This is a genomic window from Sphingobium ummariense RL-3 (genome assembly GCF_000447205.1).
Classification (GTDB): Bacteria; Pseudomonadota; Alphaproteobacteria; order Sphingomonadales; family Sphingomonadaceae; genus Sphingobium; species Sphingobium ummariense.
Genome location: NZ_AUWY01000029.1, coordinates 1 through 14,990, shown reverse-complemented (window position 1 = coordinate 14,990; position 14,990 = coordinate 1). Strand labels below are relative to the sequence as shown.

Here is a 14,990-nt window from a genome sequence, read left to right as displayed (position 1 = left end):
GGGGCGGCTGCTGACCGCGTCCGGCGCGTGGGCCCGCGCCCTCCCCTGCCCCGGCGCGGTGACGGCGCAAACGCTGCAGCCGCAGCTCTGGCCGGGCGAACGCGCCATGCTGGCGGCCCGCAGCCTCCAGCGCAGCGTGACCCGGCTTGCCGAGCTGGTCGCGCAAGCGCGGCGGCGCGCGGTGCTGATGCGCGAGCAGTTGGGGCACCTGCGCTCGAGCGCGCGGGCACCGCAGGTGTGGATCCTGCTCGCTGGTTTTGCGCCACTCGGGCTCGATCAGATCACCTGGGCGTTCGGGATCAGTCGGCGCGGCACCTATGCGATCGGCGACGCCCTTGTGGCGGCGCGCATGGCACGGCGGGAGACGGTCAAGGGGAAGGCCCTGCTGGTCGTCGAAGAACCGGGAAGGGATGGGCAGCCGGCGTCTTTGGACCAGGCTACCGCCCTCCCCCATGCGGCTCTTGCCGAGTTCGACGCGGCGATGGGTGAGATCGACCGGCTGCTCGCCGGCAGTTCTGGCCATCCCTGACGCGGCATCGCGCGCATTCGGCGTGTATGAAAACTGATCTCTTCTTGACGTTATGTACAGATATCATACATAGACAGAGAAAGAAGGAGATGGCCAATGGCCACAACTGCCCATTCCGGCGTCCCCGCCAAAGCGCCCAGCCGCAAGGATCTGAGCGGTCCGGCGCTGCGCACCTTTTTCCGCATTGCCGACGCCTGGGACCTCAAGGAAGCCGAGCAGATGAAGCTTCTCGGGCTCGACAGCCGCTCGACCTTCCAGACCTGGAAGCGCGGCGCGGTCGCGGCGATTCCCAAGGATGCGCTGGAGCGCATCTCCTATGTCATGGGGATCTACAAGGGGCTGAAGATGCTCCTGCCCCGTACCGCCAACGAATGGGTACGCAAACCCAATGAGGCGCCGCTGTTCGCCGGACGCCCGGCGATCGAGCGGATGGCCTCGGGCAATGTCGCCGATCTCTACGTGGTGCGTCAATATATCGACGCGCAGCGCGGCTGATGGATGCCATTGCGACGACGCAAGTGCGGTGGCAACCGTGCTACCGGATCGTCGCAAGCCGGTTCCCGCCCATATCGCTGTTTGAGGATGTCGCGGATCCGGCCGACCTGGAAGCGGTCTATGCGATCGAGGCGATGACCAACGACCGGCTTCGCGACGAGGTCGGGGACCTCGCCCTCGTCCCACCGGAGGACCGCGTATCGGGACCCGGAACATCGGCGATCATGGCAGCGTTCACCCACCTAAATCCCGATGGCAGCCGGTTCTGTGACGGCAGTTTCGGGCTGTTCTACGCTGCCAGCACCATCGAGACTGCGGTTGCCGAGACGCGCCATCACCGAACCCGCTTCATGGCGTACACCCACGAACCGGCGCAGGAACTCGACATGCGCGTCTACGCGGTCGACCTGGACGCCATGCTCCACGATATTCGCGGCCTGCGCGATGAACGCCCTGCCCTCTACGCCCCGGACAGCTATGCCGCCGGCCAGGCGCTTGGCCGGCACCTGCGTGAGCAAGGTTCGGATGGCATCGTGTACCAAAGCGTGCGCGACGCCGACGGCGAGTGCGCCGCGGTGTTCCGCCCTCGCCTACTCGCCAACAGCCGACAGGAGCGGCACCTGTGCTACGTTTGGGATGGCCGGGCGATTGTCACCGTCTACGAGAAGAAGACATTCGCCTAAAGGTCCTGCGGACAAGCTAACCTTTCGGCCTTGAGTGACGCCTGTCAGGAATAGACCCCGGCAGCCATACGATCGAGATCTTCCATGACGATATCGATATCGCCATTCGCAACCAATTCCGCGGCCGTTTTCCCAACTCCAGAAATGGGTTGATGCTTGAACCAGATAACCGCCTTGCCTTCTTCGCCTGCAAGTTCTGCCGCTCGCGTTATAACTCGGGCTATTTCCTCCAGTTTAATCTGCACGGTCGGGGCGGAGGGATACAGAGTCATGGCCTTAGGATCCAGGCGAGCAACGCGAGCCAAATGCGCCATGGAGAAGCGCAGGCGCTCCGCCAGACGACGGGGCGAGATGATCTCATTCTCGCGAATGTCATCCTGGAAGGCTGCAGTCATAGGGCAGTCCATATTCAACATGTGAAGACAAAACTCTCACGTCTCAGAACCGCTGAAGATTGTCCTAGCTCCAATGCTGATCGAGCAGCGCTTTCAACGCGGCCTCCGCTTCAGCCCGCGTACCACCGGCATGCGGGAGCAAGGTAAGTTTGAGACCCTTACGATCCACCGCCTCCACTTTCAGCAATGGTTTCCCCCCTTCGGACACGATCGTTTCCGGCTTTCCTGACTTCTTGGGGGATCCTGACCTCTTGGGGGGATCGGCGGCCAGAGCGAGCGCGCGTATGATATCGGGGACCGGCATCGGTGCTGCGCGATCGGACTGCACCTGAGCGAGACGTCCCGCCTCGGCGAACACACGCTGCCGCCGATCCTCCGGTTTCAAGAGAGGCTTGATCGCGGTGACATGCTTGATCCTGAGATCCTGCGGAAGGGCGAAGGCCGCCATCAGTTCCGCCGGCAGCCGGGCAAGGTCGAGATAGCGGCTGAGCCAGCTTTCCGTGACATTGATCCGCTCGGCCATCACCTTCTGGCGCCCCTCATAATAGGCGTCGAGCGCGCGCAGATAGTCGCGCGCGCGCTCCAGATCGGTGAGATCGTCGCGCGCCCGATTCTCGAGGTCAGCGAGACGGAAGGCCTCCTCGTCGGTAAGGCTACGGATATCGACGAGAAAGCGGAAATCCGGATAGTTGTGGGCGCGCAGCCAACTGATCGTCCAATGCCGGCGCGCGCCGCAAATCACCTCGAAATCGAAGGCAGGATCGTCCTTCACGCGGCGAACGATGGCGGGCATTTCTTGCTTGCCCTGCGCCTTGATGCTCTCGATGAGGTCGGCGCACCGCTCCTCATTGAGGAGCGCATATTCGCGGTTATGCCCCGCCCACATTCGGCAGCGCGCGGGATCGACAAGCTCATGGGTGCGCGAGACGACGCTGCCCGTCGCCAATTCGGCAAGCCGGCTTTCCCGGCCCGCCAGCACGCTCGCACCGATGCCAGGGCGCCGCGCCGCTGGGGCTTGCGCCCCCGGGTCGATTCCGGCGACCAGATCAGCCGCGAAGTTGGCGTTCTTCTTGCTCATCATCCACCCCTTCTACCCGGAATTGCACCGGTGCAATTTTGCTCGCATCAGGCGAGTCCCTCCTTGCGAAGCCGCGTCAAATGGCTCGGCCACATCGACCGAATGTCGACCTCAATTTCACTGTTCACGCCATCAAGATAGGCAAGGCAGCGGTTGCGCACCGTCGAACTGGTGACCGGGCCGTCCAGCTCGTAGACGGTCATCAGCCGCGCCGTTGCATTGTCGATTTCGGCCGAATCCTTGAGCGGCGTACGGACGATCGCGTGACCGAAAAGGGTCCGCATCAGGTTCAGCAGTTCCTTCTGCATCGACTTATTCTCATCGACCTTGGACGCCACAAAGCGCAGGAACTGCAGCGACGGCGCCAAGCCGCGATCGGCCAGCGTCTCTATGGTCTCATCGAGCATGGCGAGGAAGGCCGCCGTCGACGAGAAGTCCATCACCGTCGGCGGAACCGGCACCACCAGCGCATTGGCCGCGCGCAGCACCGAAAGCGAGATCGCGCCGAGCGCCGGAGGCGGATCGAGAACCACCACATCGAACCGATCGGCAATGCTCGCGATGCCTTGCGCCATGCGGTCGATCAGGTTCCCCTGCCCCCGCGCCATGCGCGCTGCGATTTCATATTCCGACTGGAACAGCCGCAGATTGGCCGGAACAAGCTCGAGGCCGTCGAAGTGGGTCTTGCGCAGGGCATAGTCGAGCGACTCCATGTCGTCGTGCCGCAGGAATGGATAGAGCGTGTCCTCCTCGGTCAGGTCGAGGTCGGGCACATAGCCGAATAGCGTGGTTGCCGACGCTTGGCTGTCGCAATCGATGAGAGCCACCCGGTAGCCCTTGATCGCGAGATATTGGGCCAGGTGCACCGAAAGAGTCGATTTCCCCACCCCGCCCTTGAAGTTCTGCACCGCGATAACGCAGCAGGGATCGGTTGCGGCCCGCCAGGGCCGGGTGCCGAACAGTCCGCGCATGTCGTTGAGCTGCGCCAGGGTATAGCCGACACGCCGATTATTCTCGGTTCGCGGAGGCGGCGGCAAGCGGCCGTCCTTCTCGGCCTCGCGAATGGCCGCCGCGGTTCGGCCGACCAGTTCCGCGGCCTTGCCAATCGGGAACGTCGGCTCGCGCCGCTCGTCCGCCCGGGCACTCCGCGCGGAGTCGCGGAGCCGCTCGAGGACAGAGCTGGTCCGTTGTGCGAGCGTCGAGACGGACAGCAGGTCCTGCGTGCCCTCAATGTCGAGTGATGCAGCCAAGAGAGGCCCCCTTGCGAAACTAGAGGGGGCATAGCTCAATTTGCACTTTTAGGTCAATCGAAGGCTGATTTTCGCAAGTCGGCCCAGCCCGAAGGGCGAAACTTGCCCAATCTGCGCCGCAGACCTTTTGCGCCCCCTCGCAACCTGACCCCTTGGGGGCAGTTCACCCCGAAATTGCACCGGTGCAATTTCGGCTCAGGGGCGCCCGCGTCGTGCCAGGAAACTCTCGCAGAAGCCGGTCCAGGATGCGATCAGCTTGGCGCCCTTGAGCTTCGCCAGCCTTTCGCCCATCTGCGCGCGATAGGCATCGGCAATGAGATCGATGTCCCAACCGCCGCCAGCCGAACGGCCGATGGCCGCGAGCGTGTCCGAGCCAAAGCGGATCGTGCCGTTCGGGAAGGTGACCTCCCCTGCCCCAGCCTTATCCTTTGACACCAAGGCCGCCACCGCCGCCTGTGTGACAGCCTCGACGGCAACGGTCTCCACCTCGTCCTCGCGCCGCGCCTTTCTGCCCGCAGAGTGCCGACCGATCTCATCCACGGTCGCGATTTGGGCCGGAGCATCCTTGGGCTCAAAGCGGAATTCGATTTCGGTGACAGTTCTGCCCTGGCGGATCTCCCGCCACTCCACGCGAAAATGGGCGAGCTGGTCGATTTCGGCCTTCGCCTTTTCGAGAACTTTGCGGCGCAGCTGCGCGAAATCCTTGTAGACGTCCGGCGCGATGCCGAGCAGCGCACGCAGCGCCGTCATGTCGCCCTTCCAGAGCGACTGGCGCCTATGCAGCCTCAGCGCCCCGATCTCGTACAGCTTGAGCGCATAGGTTGATCGGAAGCCGAGCACCGCCTGGCGGTTCAGGACCGCATAGGTCTCCGATTCCTGGATCAGCTTTCGGGCTTCGGGCGTGAACTCCCACTCGATCCACCCAGCGTCCGCGCCCTCTTCGTCTTCCGCTTCTTCGCGCGACGACGAGATAAGCGAAAAGCGCAGCGTCGCCTTCTTGCCGCGCCAGGACTTGTCGTCGACCGCGAAAAGCGTGCGGTGCAATTCCTCAAGCATATCCGAGATGCGCTCATTGCCCTTGTGGCCGCGGCGAATGTCCGCCTTTCGCATCTTGTGCGGGCGGTCCTCCCAGGCATCACCGCCCGCGGTCAAAATCATCAGCGCAAGCAAACGCGAAGCAGTCAGGCTAAGCGACTGGCCTTTGACGAACTTGACCTCGACGATGCTGCCGGGCTTGGCGAACTCGTCACCGCCCTTTGCCTGCAGGGCGGCAGCCACCCGCATCGCCCGTCCCGGAGAAGCGTCATCGCCGGTGGGGGAGGGCGTTACAGCGTGATCTAGGGCTTGCTCGTCATCCATGCCATGAAGTCTGCGCCGATTCGTCCAGCGTGGGAGAAAATCGGCTCTGTTGCAAAAATCGTGAAGCTTGAGCATGCTTGGCGGAGATTGGACGGACGGAACGATGACGGATTTCAAGTGGCGCCATTTCCAGGGTGATGTGATCCTGTGGGCGGTGCGCTGGTATTGTCGCTATCCGATCAGCTATCGCGACCTTGAGGAAATGCTGGCGGAACGCGGCATTTCGGTCGACCATACGACGATCTATCGCTGGGTCCAGTGCTACGCCCCGGAGATGGAGAAGCGGCTGCGCTGGTTCTGGCGGCGTGGCTTTGATCCGAGCTGGCGCCTGGATGAAACCTACGTCAAGGTGCGGGGCAAGTGGACCTACCTGTACCGGGCAGTCGACAAGCGGGGCGACACGATCGATTTCTACCTGTCGCCGACCCGCAGCGCCAAGGCAGCGAAGCGGTTCCTGGGCAAGGCCCTGCGAGGCCTGAAGCACTGGGAAAAGCCTGCCACGCTCAATACCGACAAAGCGCCGAGCTATGGTGCAGCGATCACCGAATTGAAGCGCGAAGGAAAGCTGGACCGGGAGACGGCCCACCGGCAGGTGAAGTATCTCAATAACGTGATCGAGGCCGATCACGGAAAGCTCAAGATACTGATCAAGCCGGTGCGCGGTTTCAAATCGATCCCCACGGCCTATGCCACGATCAAGGGATTCGAAGTCATGCGAGCCCTGCGCAAAGGACAGGCTCGCCCCTGGTGCCTGCAGCCCGGCATCAGGGGCGAGGTGCGCCTTGTGGAGAGAGCTTTTGGCATTGGGCCCTCGGCGCTGACGGAGGCCATGGGCATGCTCAACCACCATTTCGCAGCAGCCGCCTGATCGGCGCAGAGCGACAGCCTACCTCTGACTGCCGCCAATCTTTGCAACAGAGCCGCGTAAACTTATCGCGCAGGAGCAATCCAACGGCGAAGAGGCGAGCGATCAGAAGCAGTCAGTGGACGCTTAGGATTCAGTCCGCCTGTTTCCTGGCTGACTGTCGCTTCTGTCGTAAGTCTAGCGAGATCCAGTCTGCACGTGAGTTGAAAGTCAGGTGTGATGACTTCTTGCATTAACGCTGTTTGAAAGCGCGCAAGTGCCACTGGCTGCCAAAGCAGCCAGCCAGCTTGCGAAAAATAAAGAGGGAGTGAGAGGTACAATATGAAAAACCGCATCAAAATTGGGCTGATGCTCGGCACGGCTGGTGCGCTCGGCTGGACCCCGGCATACGCGCAGGCCCCCGCTGAGGCACAGATTGCTCCGGCGCTGCCTCAAGCCGTGGCGCCTGCTCAGGCGGAAAGCACAGACCCCGCGTCCAATGTCGGCATCGGGGACATCGTGGTCACGGCGCAGCGCCGCGCGGAGAATGTCCAACAGGTCCCGATTGCCGTTGCAGCTTTTTCCGGTGCGGCCCTGCAGGAAAAAGGCGTCGACAATGTTTCGCAGCTCGCGAACCTCACCCCCGGCGTGCAGCTATCGTCCACGTCGCAGATTTTCAGTTCGCCATCGATGTTGTCCGGATTCATCCGCGGCATCGGCCAGGACGACTTCGCACTCAACTTCGACCCGGGCGTCGGCACCTATGTCGATGGTGTCTACCTCGCGCGTACCGCCGGGTCGAATGTCGATCTTCTCGACGTGGAACGCATCGAGATCCTGAAGGGCCCTCAGGGTACGCTGTTCGGACGCAACACCATCGGTGGCGCGATCAGCGTCGTCACCCGCAAACCGACAGACGATTTCAGCGTGATGGGTCAGGTCTCGGGCGGTCGCTTCAACCGAATCGATGTCGGTGGCGTCATCAACATCCCGATCGTCGAGGGCAAGCTCAAGAGCAGCATTGCCTTCTCGTCGAAGAACCGGAACGCTTGGCAGAAACGGATCCCGTTCCCTGGAGCTGCAGGCTTTGCTTCGGATCCTTCAGAAGCCTTCCAGCAGATCGATTATACCTCGCGGACCGCAGCAGGCGGCATCAGCGAACAGGGCGTTCGCGGTAAATTGCTATGGAACGCGACCAATGCGATCGATGTGACGCTGGAGGGCGACTATCTCAACTCGGAAACGAGCGCTTCGCCAAGCACTCTTCTCGGTACACGGTCAACTGTGTTGTCACCGGCCGGAACGCCAGTCGATGCGGACGGAAACGGCGTCCCGGACTCCACTTTGGCCGGCCTCTATAATACCTGCATCAGCCTTCCGGAGTCAGTGCTCGGCGCGATTGGTCTCGGCGGCGCCTGTGGCCCGCGTGCGGGCGGCCTCCCGGCTATCGCCGGCGCGAACGCGGACGCCGATCCCACCAATAGTCGGCTTCCGATCGATAACCGCTTCGTTACCGGTAGCCTCAACCGTGGTTACGGCACGGGTATCAATTTTACCAACACGCGCAATTTCGGATTCACAGGGACCGTCGATATCGACTTGGGTGGACCTGCCTTGAAGTCGATCACCGCCTATCGCAATCTCGACACCCGTTTCGGACAGGATCTCGACAACTCACCGGTCGTGGGGTTCGAGGGCACATTCCGGGTGAAGCAGCATCAGTTCAGCGAAGAGCTGCAGCTTTCGGGCAAGGCGTTCAATGACAAACTCGATTATCTCGTCGGCGCGTATTATTTCTCAGAAGGTGGTAGGGAATCGGAGGATGTCGCATTTCCCGGCGGTCTGTTGCAGATCGTCGGAAACTTTCGGTTCAACACCAAGTCCTACGCGCTCTTCACGCACCTCAACTACCGTGTGAACGATCTCATCGGGATCACGCTGGGCGGACGTTATACCAAGGAAGATAAGACGCTCGTTGGAAGCCAGCGGGACCTCAATATGCTTCTCACCAAACTCGGTACTCCGGCATTTCTGTTCCCGGATCCGACAGACCTGTCGCAATTCTACCCGACAGGGGAGCAGAAGCTCTCGTTCAGCAATGTTTCGCCGCGCGTCGGCATCGAACTCCATCCGACCGAGCGGATAATGCTGTACGGATCATTCTCGAAGGGGTTCAAGTCGGGCAGCTGGACGACCCGCGTCGCCGCTCCGGTCCCGCCGGATCCGACCAAGCCTGCGGACAAGCAGGCGCCGAGCTTCAATCCGGAGAAAGCCGACACGTTCGAGATCGGCTTCAAGTCGCAGCTTTTCGATCGAATGCTGCAAGTCAATGCTGCGGCATTCTACACGGACTACAAGGGCATCCAGATCCAGATCCAGCGCGGCATCGGTGCCTCCTTCGAGAACGCCGGCAACGCCAGAATCAAGGGTTTCGAGGTCGAGACGATCTTCGCGCCGAGCCGCGTCTTCCGCGTGAGCGCGTCGGCGGGATACATTGACGCTTACTATCGGAGGATCAACGATCCGTCGGGCACGATCACGCTGGCGAGCCGGCTGCCGCGTGTCCCGAAGTGGACCGCGACGCTATCTCCCGAGTTCAACGTTTTCCTGGCCAATGAAGGTCGGGTCACACTGCGGGCGGATTATTCCTACAAGTCCACCATGGCGGCGGATGCGGAAAACACGCCCGAGTTGTTCAGTGGGAATGTCAGCCTCGTCAATGCCTCGCTCACGTACAGCGCGCCCGGCGACGACTGGTCTCTCGCAATTGGCGGGAACAATGTTTTCAACAAACGCTACATCGCAAATGGCGTCAATCAGCTCAATGGAGCTGGCCTGCTGAGCGCGGTGCCGAACAGGCCGTCTGAATATTATGCGACTTTGAGGTTTAAATTCTGATCGACCCGGACTGATCCCACTCCGGATGCTCCTATCTGTCCGGCCCGGGTTTAACCTAGGCCGGGCTTTCTTTGCTAGGTCGATGGCAGCTTTCTCACATCCGCGCGGACAGCACCTTGTGCAGGAGCTGTCGCAACCAGCGGTGAGGCGGGTCGTCTTGGTTCCTCGCATGCCAATATTGCCTGACCTCAAATGCTTCCATAAGAATTGGCGGCCGCACGGCCCGGAGTCCGTAGACCTCGGCGAGCCGACCAATCACGCGAGCCGGAGCGGTAAGAATAAGGTCCGACTCGAAGCAAGCTGCCAACGCCACGAGAAAGCTGCTCGCGACGATCCTGATCCGATCGGGATGGATCTTGTCGAGGAGAGCGCGTTCGACGGCACGATGGGCATGGGCCATACCCTTGGTGCTGACCACGATATGATCTGCGGCCATGAAGTCATCGGTCTCACCGGACTTGATGAACGGATGACCTTCCTTTCCGAAGCACAGATATTCCTCCTGGTAGAGCCGTTGCGTCTTGATGCCGGCAACAAGGCTCGGATAGGCGCCGACGGCGATATCGACATGCCCGGTCTCGAGCGCGCTCACCATTTCATCGCCGCTCAGCGTGAGTGCGCGGTAGCTGGTGTGTGGTGCCTCGAACCGCGCCGCCGAATGCAACGCCGTCAAAACGACAAGATGGGCGATGTCCGATCCGGCAATGATGAATTCGCGCTTGAGACGGTCAGGTGAGAATGTCTGCCCGCCTTCAGCCAGGTCGCGACGCAGTTCCAGCAGTTGCTGAACAACCCCGGCGATCGCCTCGGCACGTGGTGTCGGCTCCATGCCGTCGCGCGCCCGGACGAGAAGCGGGTCGCCCAATGCTTTGCGCAGGCGCGCCAGCCCATGGCTGGCGGTGGGCTGCGGTAGGTCGAGTTCTCGTGCAGCGGCGCTGACGCTGTGCCGCTTTAACAGCGCATCCAAAAGCACCAAGTGCCGAAAATCCAGGTCATCTATATTCACAATCTGAATTGTATCTATGAAGGTCCGCCAATTGTCAAATACTCCCTGATCCCTCAAACAGGCTGCAGCAGCGATCGTTGTGCAGGTTTGAAGAGACGATCCGCAATCGCAGAAAATAGTGGAGAGCGATCATGATGCAACTGCCCGAACGCGTCGAAGGACTTCATCACATCACCGTCGCGACCGGATCCGCGCAAGGCGACGTGGATCTTCTCGTCAAGACGCTGGGACAGCGGCTCGTCAAGAAGACGATGTTCTACGACGGCGCACGGCCGGTCTATCATCTGTATTTCGGCAATGAGCTTGGCGAACCGGGCACGCTGTACACCACTTTCCCCGTTCGCCAGGCTGGCTACACCGGAAAGCGTGGTGCAGGGCAGATATCGGCGGTTTCCTATAACGCACCCGTCGGTACGCTTTCCTGGTGGCAGGAGCATCTCATAAAGCGCGCTGTGACCGTCTCGGAAGTGCGTGAGCGGTTCGGGCAGAAATATCTGTCGTTCGAGCACCCCGACTGCGGTGTCGGCTTCGAAATCATCGAGCAGGACACGGACGGCCAGTTCGAGCCCTGGGACTCTCCCTATGTGCCCAAGGAGGTCGCGCTGCGGGGCTTTCACAGCTGGACGGCCACCCTAAATCGCAATGAGGAGATGGACTCCTTCATGCGCAATGCCTGGAACCTGAAGCCCCAGGGACGCGACGGCAATTACCAGCGCTACGCTTTCGGCAATGGCGGTGCGGCCAAGGTGCTAGACGTCTATATCGATGAGGACGAAAGGCCCGGCACCTGGGCGCTTGGCGAAGGCCAAGTTCATCACGCCGCGTTTGAAGTCGCCGACCTCGACGTGCAGGCCGCGCTCAAATTTGACGTGGAAGGCCTCGGCTACACCGATTTCTCAGATCGCAAGCACCGCGGCTACTTCGAATCGATCTACGTTCGTACGCCGGGCGGCGTGTTGTTCGAAGCCTCGGTCACGCTTGGTTTCACCCATGACGAGAGCCCCGAGAAGCTCGGCAGCGAGGTCAAGGTCGCGCCGCAGCTCGAAGGTGTAAAGGACGAGCTCCTCCGGACGATGAACGATCCGATCGTCATTTGATCGCAAGGATGACTCCGCAGGCTGGGTGAAGAGAATGTGGCGACATCGGGCAGTCAATAGCCGAAATGGTGCGCGGATCGGTGTTCATACCACTGGCTTGCCGAGCGGTGAGCCGATCCTGCTCCTTTCTTCCCTGCTGGCCGACTGGCGGTCCTGGAATGACGTGGCCGGTCGTTTACCTTCAGGGGTATATGCGATCACGATGGACCTGCGGGGTCATGGAACGAGTTCGCCGAGTGCCGGCGACTACAGTCTAGCCGAACTGGCGGCCGACGTGCTTAATGTAATGGATAACCTCGCGTTTGCAAGAGTTCATCTTGTTGGCACGTCGGTCGGGTCGATGGTCGCGCAATATCTTGGCGCCACGGCGGGACACCGGCTTATCTCGCTGACACTCGTGGCAGCAGGTTCTCTCGTTCCAGAGCCAGCTTGGCCGATCTGGGACAAGCGGGTGGCCGCAGTGCGCAGCGGCGGGCTCATTACGCAGGTGCCGATCGTGTATCCGGCATGGTTTTCCGGAGCGGTCGACCAAGGTCTGCTGGATCTTGCTGAGTCGATGATCTTGGCCACGACAGTTGCCGGATTCACCGGCGCTGTCGCAGCGATCAAGGGCCATGACGCGAGAAGCCTTCTTCCGCAGGTCGAAACGCCAACGCTCGTCATAGCCGGTGCGAACGATGCCGCCGTGCCACCGGAGGCGGTCCGCGCGACCGCCGCTCTCATTCCAGGTGCCGCATTCGAAGTTGTGACGGGTGCCGCGCACCAGGTCGCGATGCAGCATCCTGTCGCCTTTGCGGACCGGCTATGCCGCCATATTGCTGGAGCGCCGCGATGACGTTTTCCCCTGAAGGACCCTATGGGACAATCGTGACCGGCCCGCCTGTCGAACAGGCAAATGCTGCGATCATTCTTCTGCACGGCCGTGGCCAGCGTGCGCAAGCGATGCTGGAACTTGCGAGACAGCTCGATCTGCCCTCTGTCGCCTGGCTTGCCCTGCAAGCGCCCGCCGGGGCGTGGTACTCGCCCAAATATGACGGGTTCGATCCAGACGGCGACAGGTCTGTGGCTGACGCCTGCACCGCCTTGGCTGAGATCTCCTCGCGGCTGGAAGCAGCCTGGGTCGCGCTAGACCGTCAGGGCATAGTCGGCTTCAGCCAGGGTGCCTGCCTCGCCAGTCACTTCATGTGGTGCGGCGCTGCGAAAATGGGGTTCCTGGGCTCGCTGACCGGAAGCCTCCCGGGTTTTGAGCTCCCAACCGCGCCAGTTGAGCCTCGGTTTACCGGTCTCAAGGCGATATTCACAGGTGGTCTGAACGACGATTGGGTCAAGGCAGAGCATGTGCGGGAGACAGCTGAGCGCTTTAGACTCTCTGGTGCTGATGTCGGCGAGTATATTCAACCGATCAAGGACCATGGAATTGGGGCGGACGAGATCGCGTTGTTGCGAGACACCCTGATCGCACGCTTCGAGCTGAACCCGCCGGTCCCTACGCGCGGGCCGCGACATCAGCCGCTCGTGCCGCAAAGCACGCCAAGTCTGACGGATTGAACGTCCCATGCTGTTCTCCGTCATAACCACCATCTCGCCTGAAAAGCTGGCAGAGCGCACAGCAGCCATACCGGCACACCGCGCCTATCTTGCGTCGCACACCGCAAGCATTTTGGCAGTGGGGACCACCTTCGCCGAAGGCGGCGATTTGGTCGGATCGACATATCTCGTTGATGTCGACGATTGGAACGCAGCCCGGGCCTTCATCGCCGAAGACCCCATGACCGTGTCCGGGGCACGTCAAAGCATCGACATTCTTGAATGGCGGATGGGCGGGTTCGATCGGCGATACCCCTGGCAAGGGGCGAACGTCGAGAGACAAGACGCAGCGCATCAAAGTCTGAATAAGGAAGGGGTGAGCGCTGCGCCCCAACCTTCGCTCCGCACACGCCATCTCAGAGTGTTGCTGCTGATCACCACGCTCGCGCCGCTAGTGGCCCTCGTCAACATTCTCTTGGGCGACACCATTGCCCATCTTCCCGTTTTGCTGCGCTCCTTCTTGGTCGTGGGGCTTGTCGTGCCCGCCGCGACCTATGTTGCACTGCCGCTGCTTACCGGCCTTGCGCGCTGCGTGGGGCAGGAGCGCCGGGAAAGTTCACCAGCCATCCGGCCGCCGGCGGAACACACTCATTCTACATGACGATTTAGCCCGCAAAAATCCCCGAACGTCTCAGTTCCAGGCAAAAGGATCATAAAAATATGAGCGCTGATACAGAAACCCTGGCGAGGAAAGTCCGTGAAGAGGTTATCAAGCCTGAGCAATCGACTCTGATTAGCCCGGATCGACAGTCACCGAGCCTCCTTCGCCGCGAAGCGACGGTCGAACCGCGGTTCGAACTGTTCCACTTCGTGTTCTCAGTCTGCTCGCAAAAGGTGCGCGGCACCCTAATGGAGAAGGGCGTGACCTTCGGCTCCAACGAGTTGACGATCCTTCCCCCGCAGAATGAGAATTATTGTCCGCAATATGTCCGGCTGCGGTTGCGATCGGAAGCCGCAGCCAAGCACCGTCCTGTCAGCTCGTTCACTGGGCAGTCGTCTGTTGATTCCGAAGGGTTCGACCCGCTCGTCGTACCGACCCTCGTCGACCATGAGACCGGCCGGATCCTCGCCGATTCCAAGGCAATCTGCCTCTACCTCTGCGACGCCTTGTCCGGCGGTACCGATCTTCTGCCCGCCGACATACGGGAGGCTGTGCTCAAGCAGGTCCAGCTCGCTGACACGACGCCCCATGTAGCCCTGCTCTACGGCGCCGATCCGGACGGTGATCGTCGGCCCGAAAGCATGCAGGCGGTCATGCCCGGCATCCACGCACACAAGATCGACGCCGTGCGCCGCAATATCCCGCTCGCGGACGGCGACCCGCTTCTCCTCGAAGCCTACCAACACAAGATTGTGAAGGAGGAAGCCGCCGCCTCGTTCGTCATCAACGAGCCGCAAATGCGGACCGCCATCTCGAAGGCGGAGCAGCTGGTTACCGATCTCGATCGCGACCTCGGGGCGTCCACCGGACCTTGGCTGTTCGGCGACCGCTTCACGCTCGCCGACCTGTTCTGGGCCGTCAGTCTCTACCGCTTCCTCTGGCTCGGCTATTCGGGTTTCTGGAAAGACGGTGCAGGCAAGCCCCGTGTCGAGGCCTATGCCAATCGGCTCTTCGCGCGGCCCTCCGTCAAGGATGCGATCATCCAGTGGCCCGGCCATCCGCCGAGCGAGAATGTCATCCATCTCCTGAGCAACGCCTAAAGGCAACCACCGCGCCGTCCGCAAGCGACGCGGTCCATGCCCTGAACGCGTCGTCCGGCAGGGCCGAG

The 14,990-nt window shown here is 61.5% G+C and carries 14 protein-coding genes and 1 pseudogene; 10 read left to right on the top strand and 5 right to left on the bottom strand.

What is annotated here, in order from left to right; all coding sequences use genetic code 11:
- The 3 genes and pseudogenes from M529_RS28335 to M529_RS28325 form a co-directional block, all read left to right on the top strand.
- A pseudogene (locus M529_RS28335) lies at positions 1–529 on the top strand (hypothetical protein); the annotation flags it as partial.
- A 96-nt stretch (positions 530–625) separates the two neighbouring features.
- On the top strand, positions 626–1,024 hold the full coding sequence (locus M529_RS28330; protein ID WP_007686501.1) for an MbcA/ParS/Xre antitoxin family protein: 399 nt from the start codon (positions 626–628) through the stop codon (positions 1,022–1,024).
- A complete protein-coding gene (locus M529_RS28325; RefSeq protein ID WP_013041559.1) occupies positions 1,024–1,707 on the top strand; it encodes an RES family NAD+ phosphorylase in 684 nt (227 codons plus the stop codon). The genes M529_RS28330 and M529_RS28325 overlap by 1 nt, the downstream gene beginning before the upstream one ends.
- Before the next feature lie 44 nt (positions 1,708–1,751).
- Here M529_RS28325 and M529_RS28320 read toward each other — a convergent pair whose 3' ends face one another.
- From M529_RS28320 to M529_RS28305, 4 genes are all read right to left on the bottom strand, one after another.
- Positions 1,752–2,102, bottom strand: coding sequence for a hypothetical protein (locus M529_RS28320; RefSeq protein WP_007688086.1), 351 nt, complete (start codon positions 2,100–2,102; stop codon positions 1,752–1,754).
- 64 nt (positions 2,103–2,166) lie between these two features.
- Positions 2,167–3,180, bottom strand: a complete 1,014-nt coding sequence (locus tag M529_RS28315; RefSeq protein WP_013849890.1) for a ParB/RepB/Spo0J family partition protein — start codon at positions 3,178–3,180, stop codon at positions 2,167–2,169.
- Between the two features lie 47 nt (positions 3,181–3,227).
- The gene (locus M529_RS28310) at positions 3,228–4,430 is read right to left on the bottom strand and encodes an AAA family ATPase (RefSeq protein WP_007688084.1); all 1,203 of its coding nucleotides are present in this window, start codon (positions 4,428–4,430) and stop codon (positions 3,228–3,230) included.
- Positions 4,431–4,625: 195 nt separating this feature from the next.
- Positions 4,626–5,714: a replication initiation protein gene (locus M529_RS28305; RefSeq protein ID WP_007688083.1), complete on the bottom strand. Its 1,089-nt coding sequence runs from the start codon at positions 5,712–5,714 to the stop codon at positions 4,626–4,628.
- Between the two features lie 178 nt (positions 5,715–5,892).
- On the opposite strand from M529_RS28305, the gene M529_RS28300 reads away from it, so the two are divergent.
- Positions 5,893–6,657, top strand: a complete 765-nt coding sequence (locus M529_RS28300; protein ID WP_001389365.1) for an IS6-like element IS6100 family transposase — start codon at positions 5,893–5,895, stop codon at positions 6,655–6,657.
- A gap of 318 nt (positions 6,658–6,975) precedes the next feature.
- Complete coding sequence (locus M529_RS28295) at positions 6,976–9,531, top strand: TonB-dependent receptor (RefSeq protein WP_021316634.1); 2,556 nt, start codon at positions 6,976–6,978, stop codon at positions 9,529–9,531.
- A 94-nt stretch (positions 9,532–9,625) separates the two neighbouring features.
- On the opposite strand, the gene M529_RS28290 is transcribed toward M529_RS28295, so the two are convergent.
- On the bottom strand, positions 9,626–10,537 hold the full coding sequence (locus tag M529_RS28290) for a LysR family transcriptional regulator (protein WP_013041683.1): 912 nt from the start codon (positions 10,535–10,537) through the stop codon (positions 9,626–9,628).
- A gap of 131 nt (positions 10,538–10,668) precedes the next feature.
- Between M529_RS28290 and linE the strand changes: the two genes are divergently transcribed.
- From linE to linD, 5 genes are read left to right on the top strand one after another with little or no spacing between them, the layout of a single operon-like run.
- Complete coding sequence (linE, locus tag M529_RS28285) at positions 10,669–11,634, top strand: chlorohydroquinone/hydroquinone 1,2-dioxygenase (protein WP_007686007.1); 966 nt, start codon at positions 10,669–10,671, stop codon at positions 11,632–11,634.
- 34 nt (positions 11,635–11,668) lie between these two features.
- On the top strand, positions 11,669–12,469 hold the full coding sequence (locus M529_RS0124140; protein ID WP_218847786.1) for an alpha/beta fold hydrolase: 801 nt from the start codon (positions 11,669–11,671) through the stop codon (positions 12,467–12,469).
- Positions 12,466–13,182: an alpha/beta hydrolase gene (locus tag M529_RS28280; protein WP_007686010.1), complete on the top strand. Its 717-nt coding sequence runs from the start codon at positions 12,466–12,468 to the stop codon at positions 13,180–13,182. Before M529_RS0124140 ends, M529_RS28280 begins: the two co-directional genes overlap by 4 nt.
- 7 nt (positions 13,183–13,189) lie before the next feature.
- Positions 13,190–13,822 carry a YciI family protein gene (locus M529_RS28275; protein WP_007686013.1) on the top strand — a complete coding sequence of 211 codons (633 nt, stop codon included), beginning with the start codon at positions 13,190–13,192 and terminating at the stop codon, positions 13,820–13,822.
- A 59-nt stretch (positions 13,823–13,881) separates the two neighbouring features.
- Complete coding sequence (gene linD, locus M529_RS28270; protein ID WP_013035740.1) at positions 13,882–14,922, top strand: 2,5-dichlorohydroquinone reductive dechlorinase; 1,041 nt, start codon at positions 13,882–13,884, stop codon at positions 14,920–14,922.
- Positions 14,923–14,990 lie beyond the last annotated feature (68 nt).

Coding starts and splice junctions, on each gene's coding strand:
- M529_RS28330 (WP_007686501.1), top strand. CDS start 626: ATGGCCACAACTGCCCATTCCGGCGTCCCCGCCAAAGCGCCCAGCCGC.
- M529_RS28325 (WP_013041559.1), top strand. CDS start 1,024: ATGGATGCCATTGCGACGACGCAAGTGCGGTGGCAACCGTGCTACCGG.
- M529_RS28320 (WP_007688086.1), bottom strand. CDS start 2,102: ATGACTGCAGCCTTCCAGGATGACATTCGCGAGAATGAGATCATCTCG.
- M529_RS28315 (WP_013849890.1), bottom strand. CDS start 3,180: ATGAGCAAGAAGAACGCCAACTTCGCGGCTGATCTGGTCGCCGGAATC.
- M529_RS28305 (WP_007688083.1), bottom strand. CDS start 5,714: ATGCGGGTGGCTGCCGCCCTGCAGGCAAAGGGCGGTGACGAGTTCGCC.
- M529_RS28300 (WP_001389365.1), top strand. CDS start 5,893: ATGACGGATTTCAAGTGGCGCCATTTCCAGGGTGATGTGATCCTGTGG.
- M529_RS28295 (WP_021316634.1), top strand. CDS start 6,976: ATGAAAAACCGCATCAAAATTGGGCTGATGCTCGGCACGGCTGGTGCG.
- linE (WP_007686007.1), top strand. CDS start 10,669: ATGATGCAACTGCCCGAACGCGTCGAAGGACTTCATCACATCACCGTC.
- M529_RS0124140 (WP_218847786.1), top strand. CDS start 11,669: ATGTGGCGACATCGGGCAGTCAATAGCCGAAATGGTGCGCGGATCGGT.
- M529_RS28280 (WP_007686010.1), top strand. CDS start 12,466: ATGACGTTTTCCCCTGAAGGACCCTATGGGACAATCGTGACCGGCCCG.
- M529_RS28275 (WP_007686013.1), top strand. CDS start 13,190: ATGCTGTTCTCCGTCATAACCACCATCTCGCCTGAAAAGCTGGCAGAG.
- linD (WP_013035740.1), top strand. CDS start 13,882: ATGAGCGCTGATACAGAAACCCTGGCGAGGAAAGTCCGTGAAGAGGTT.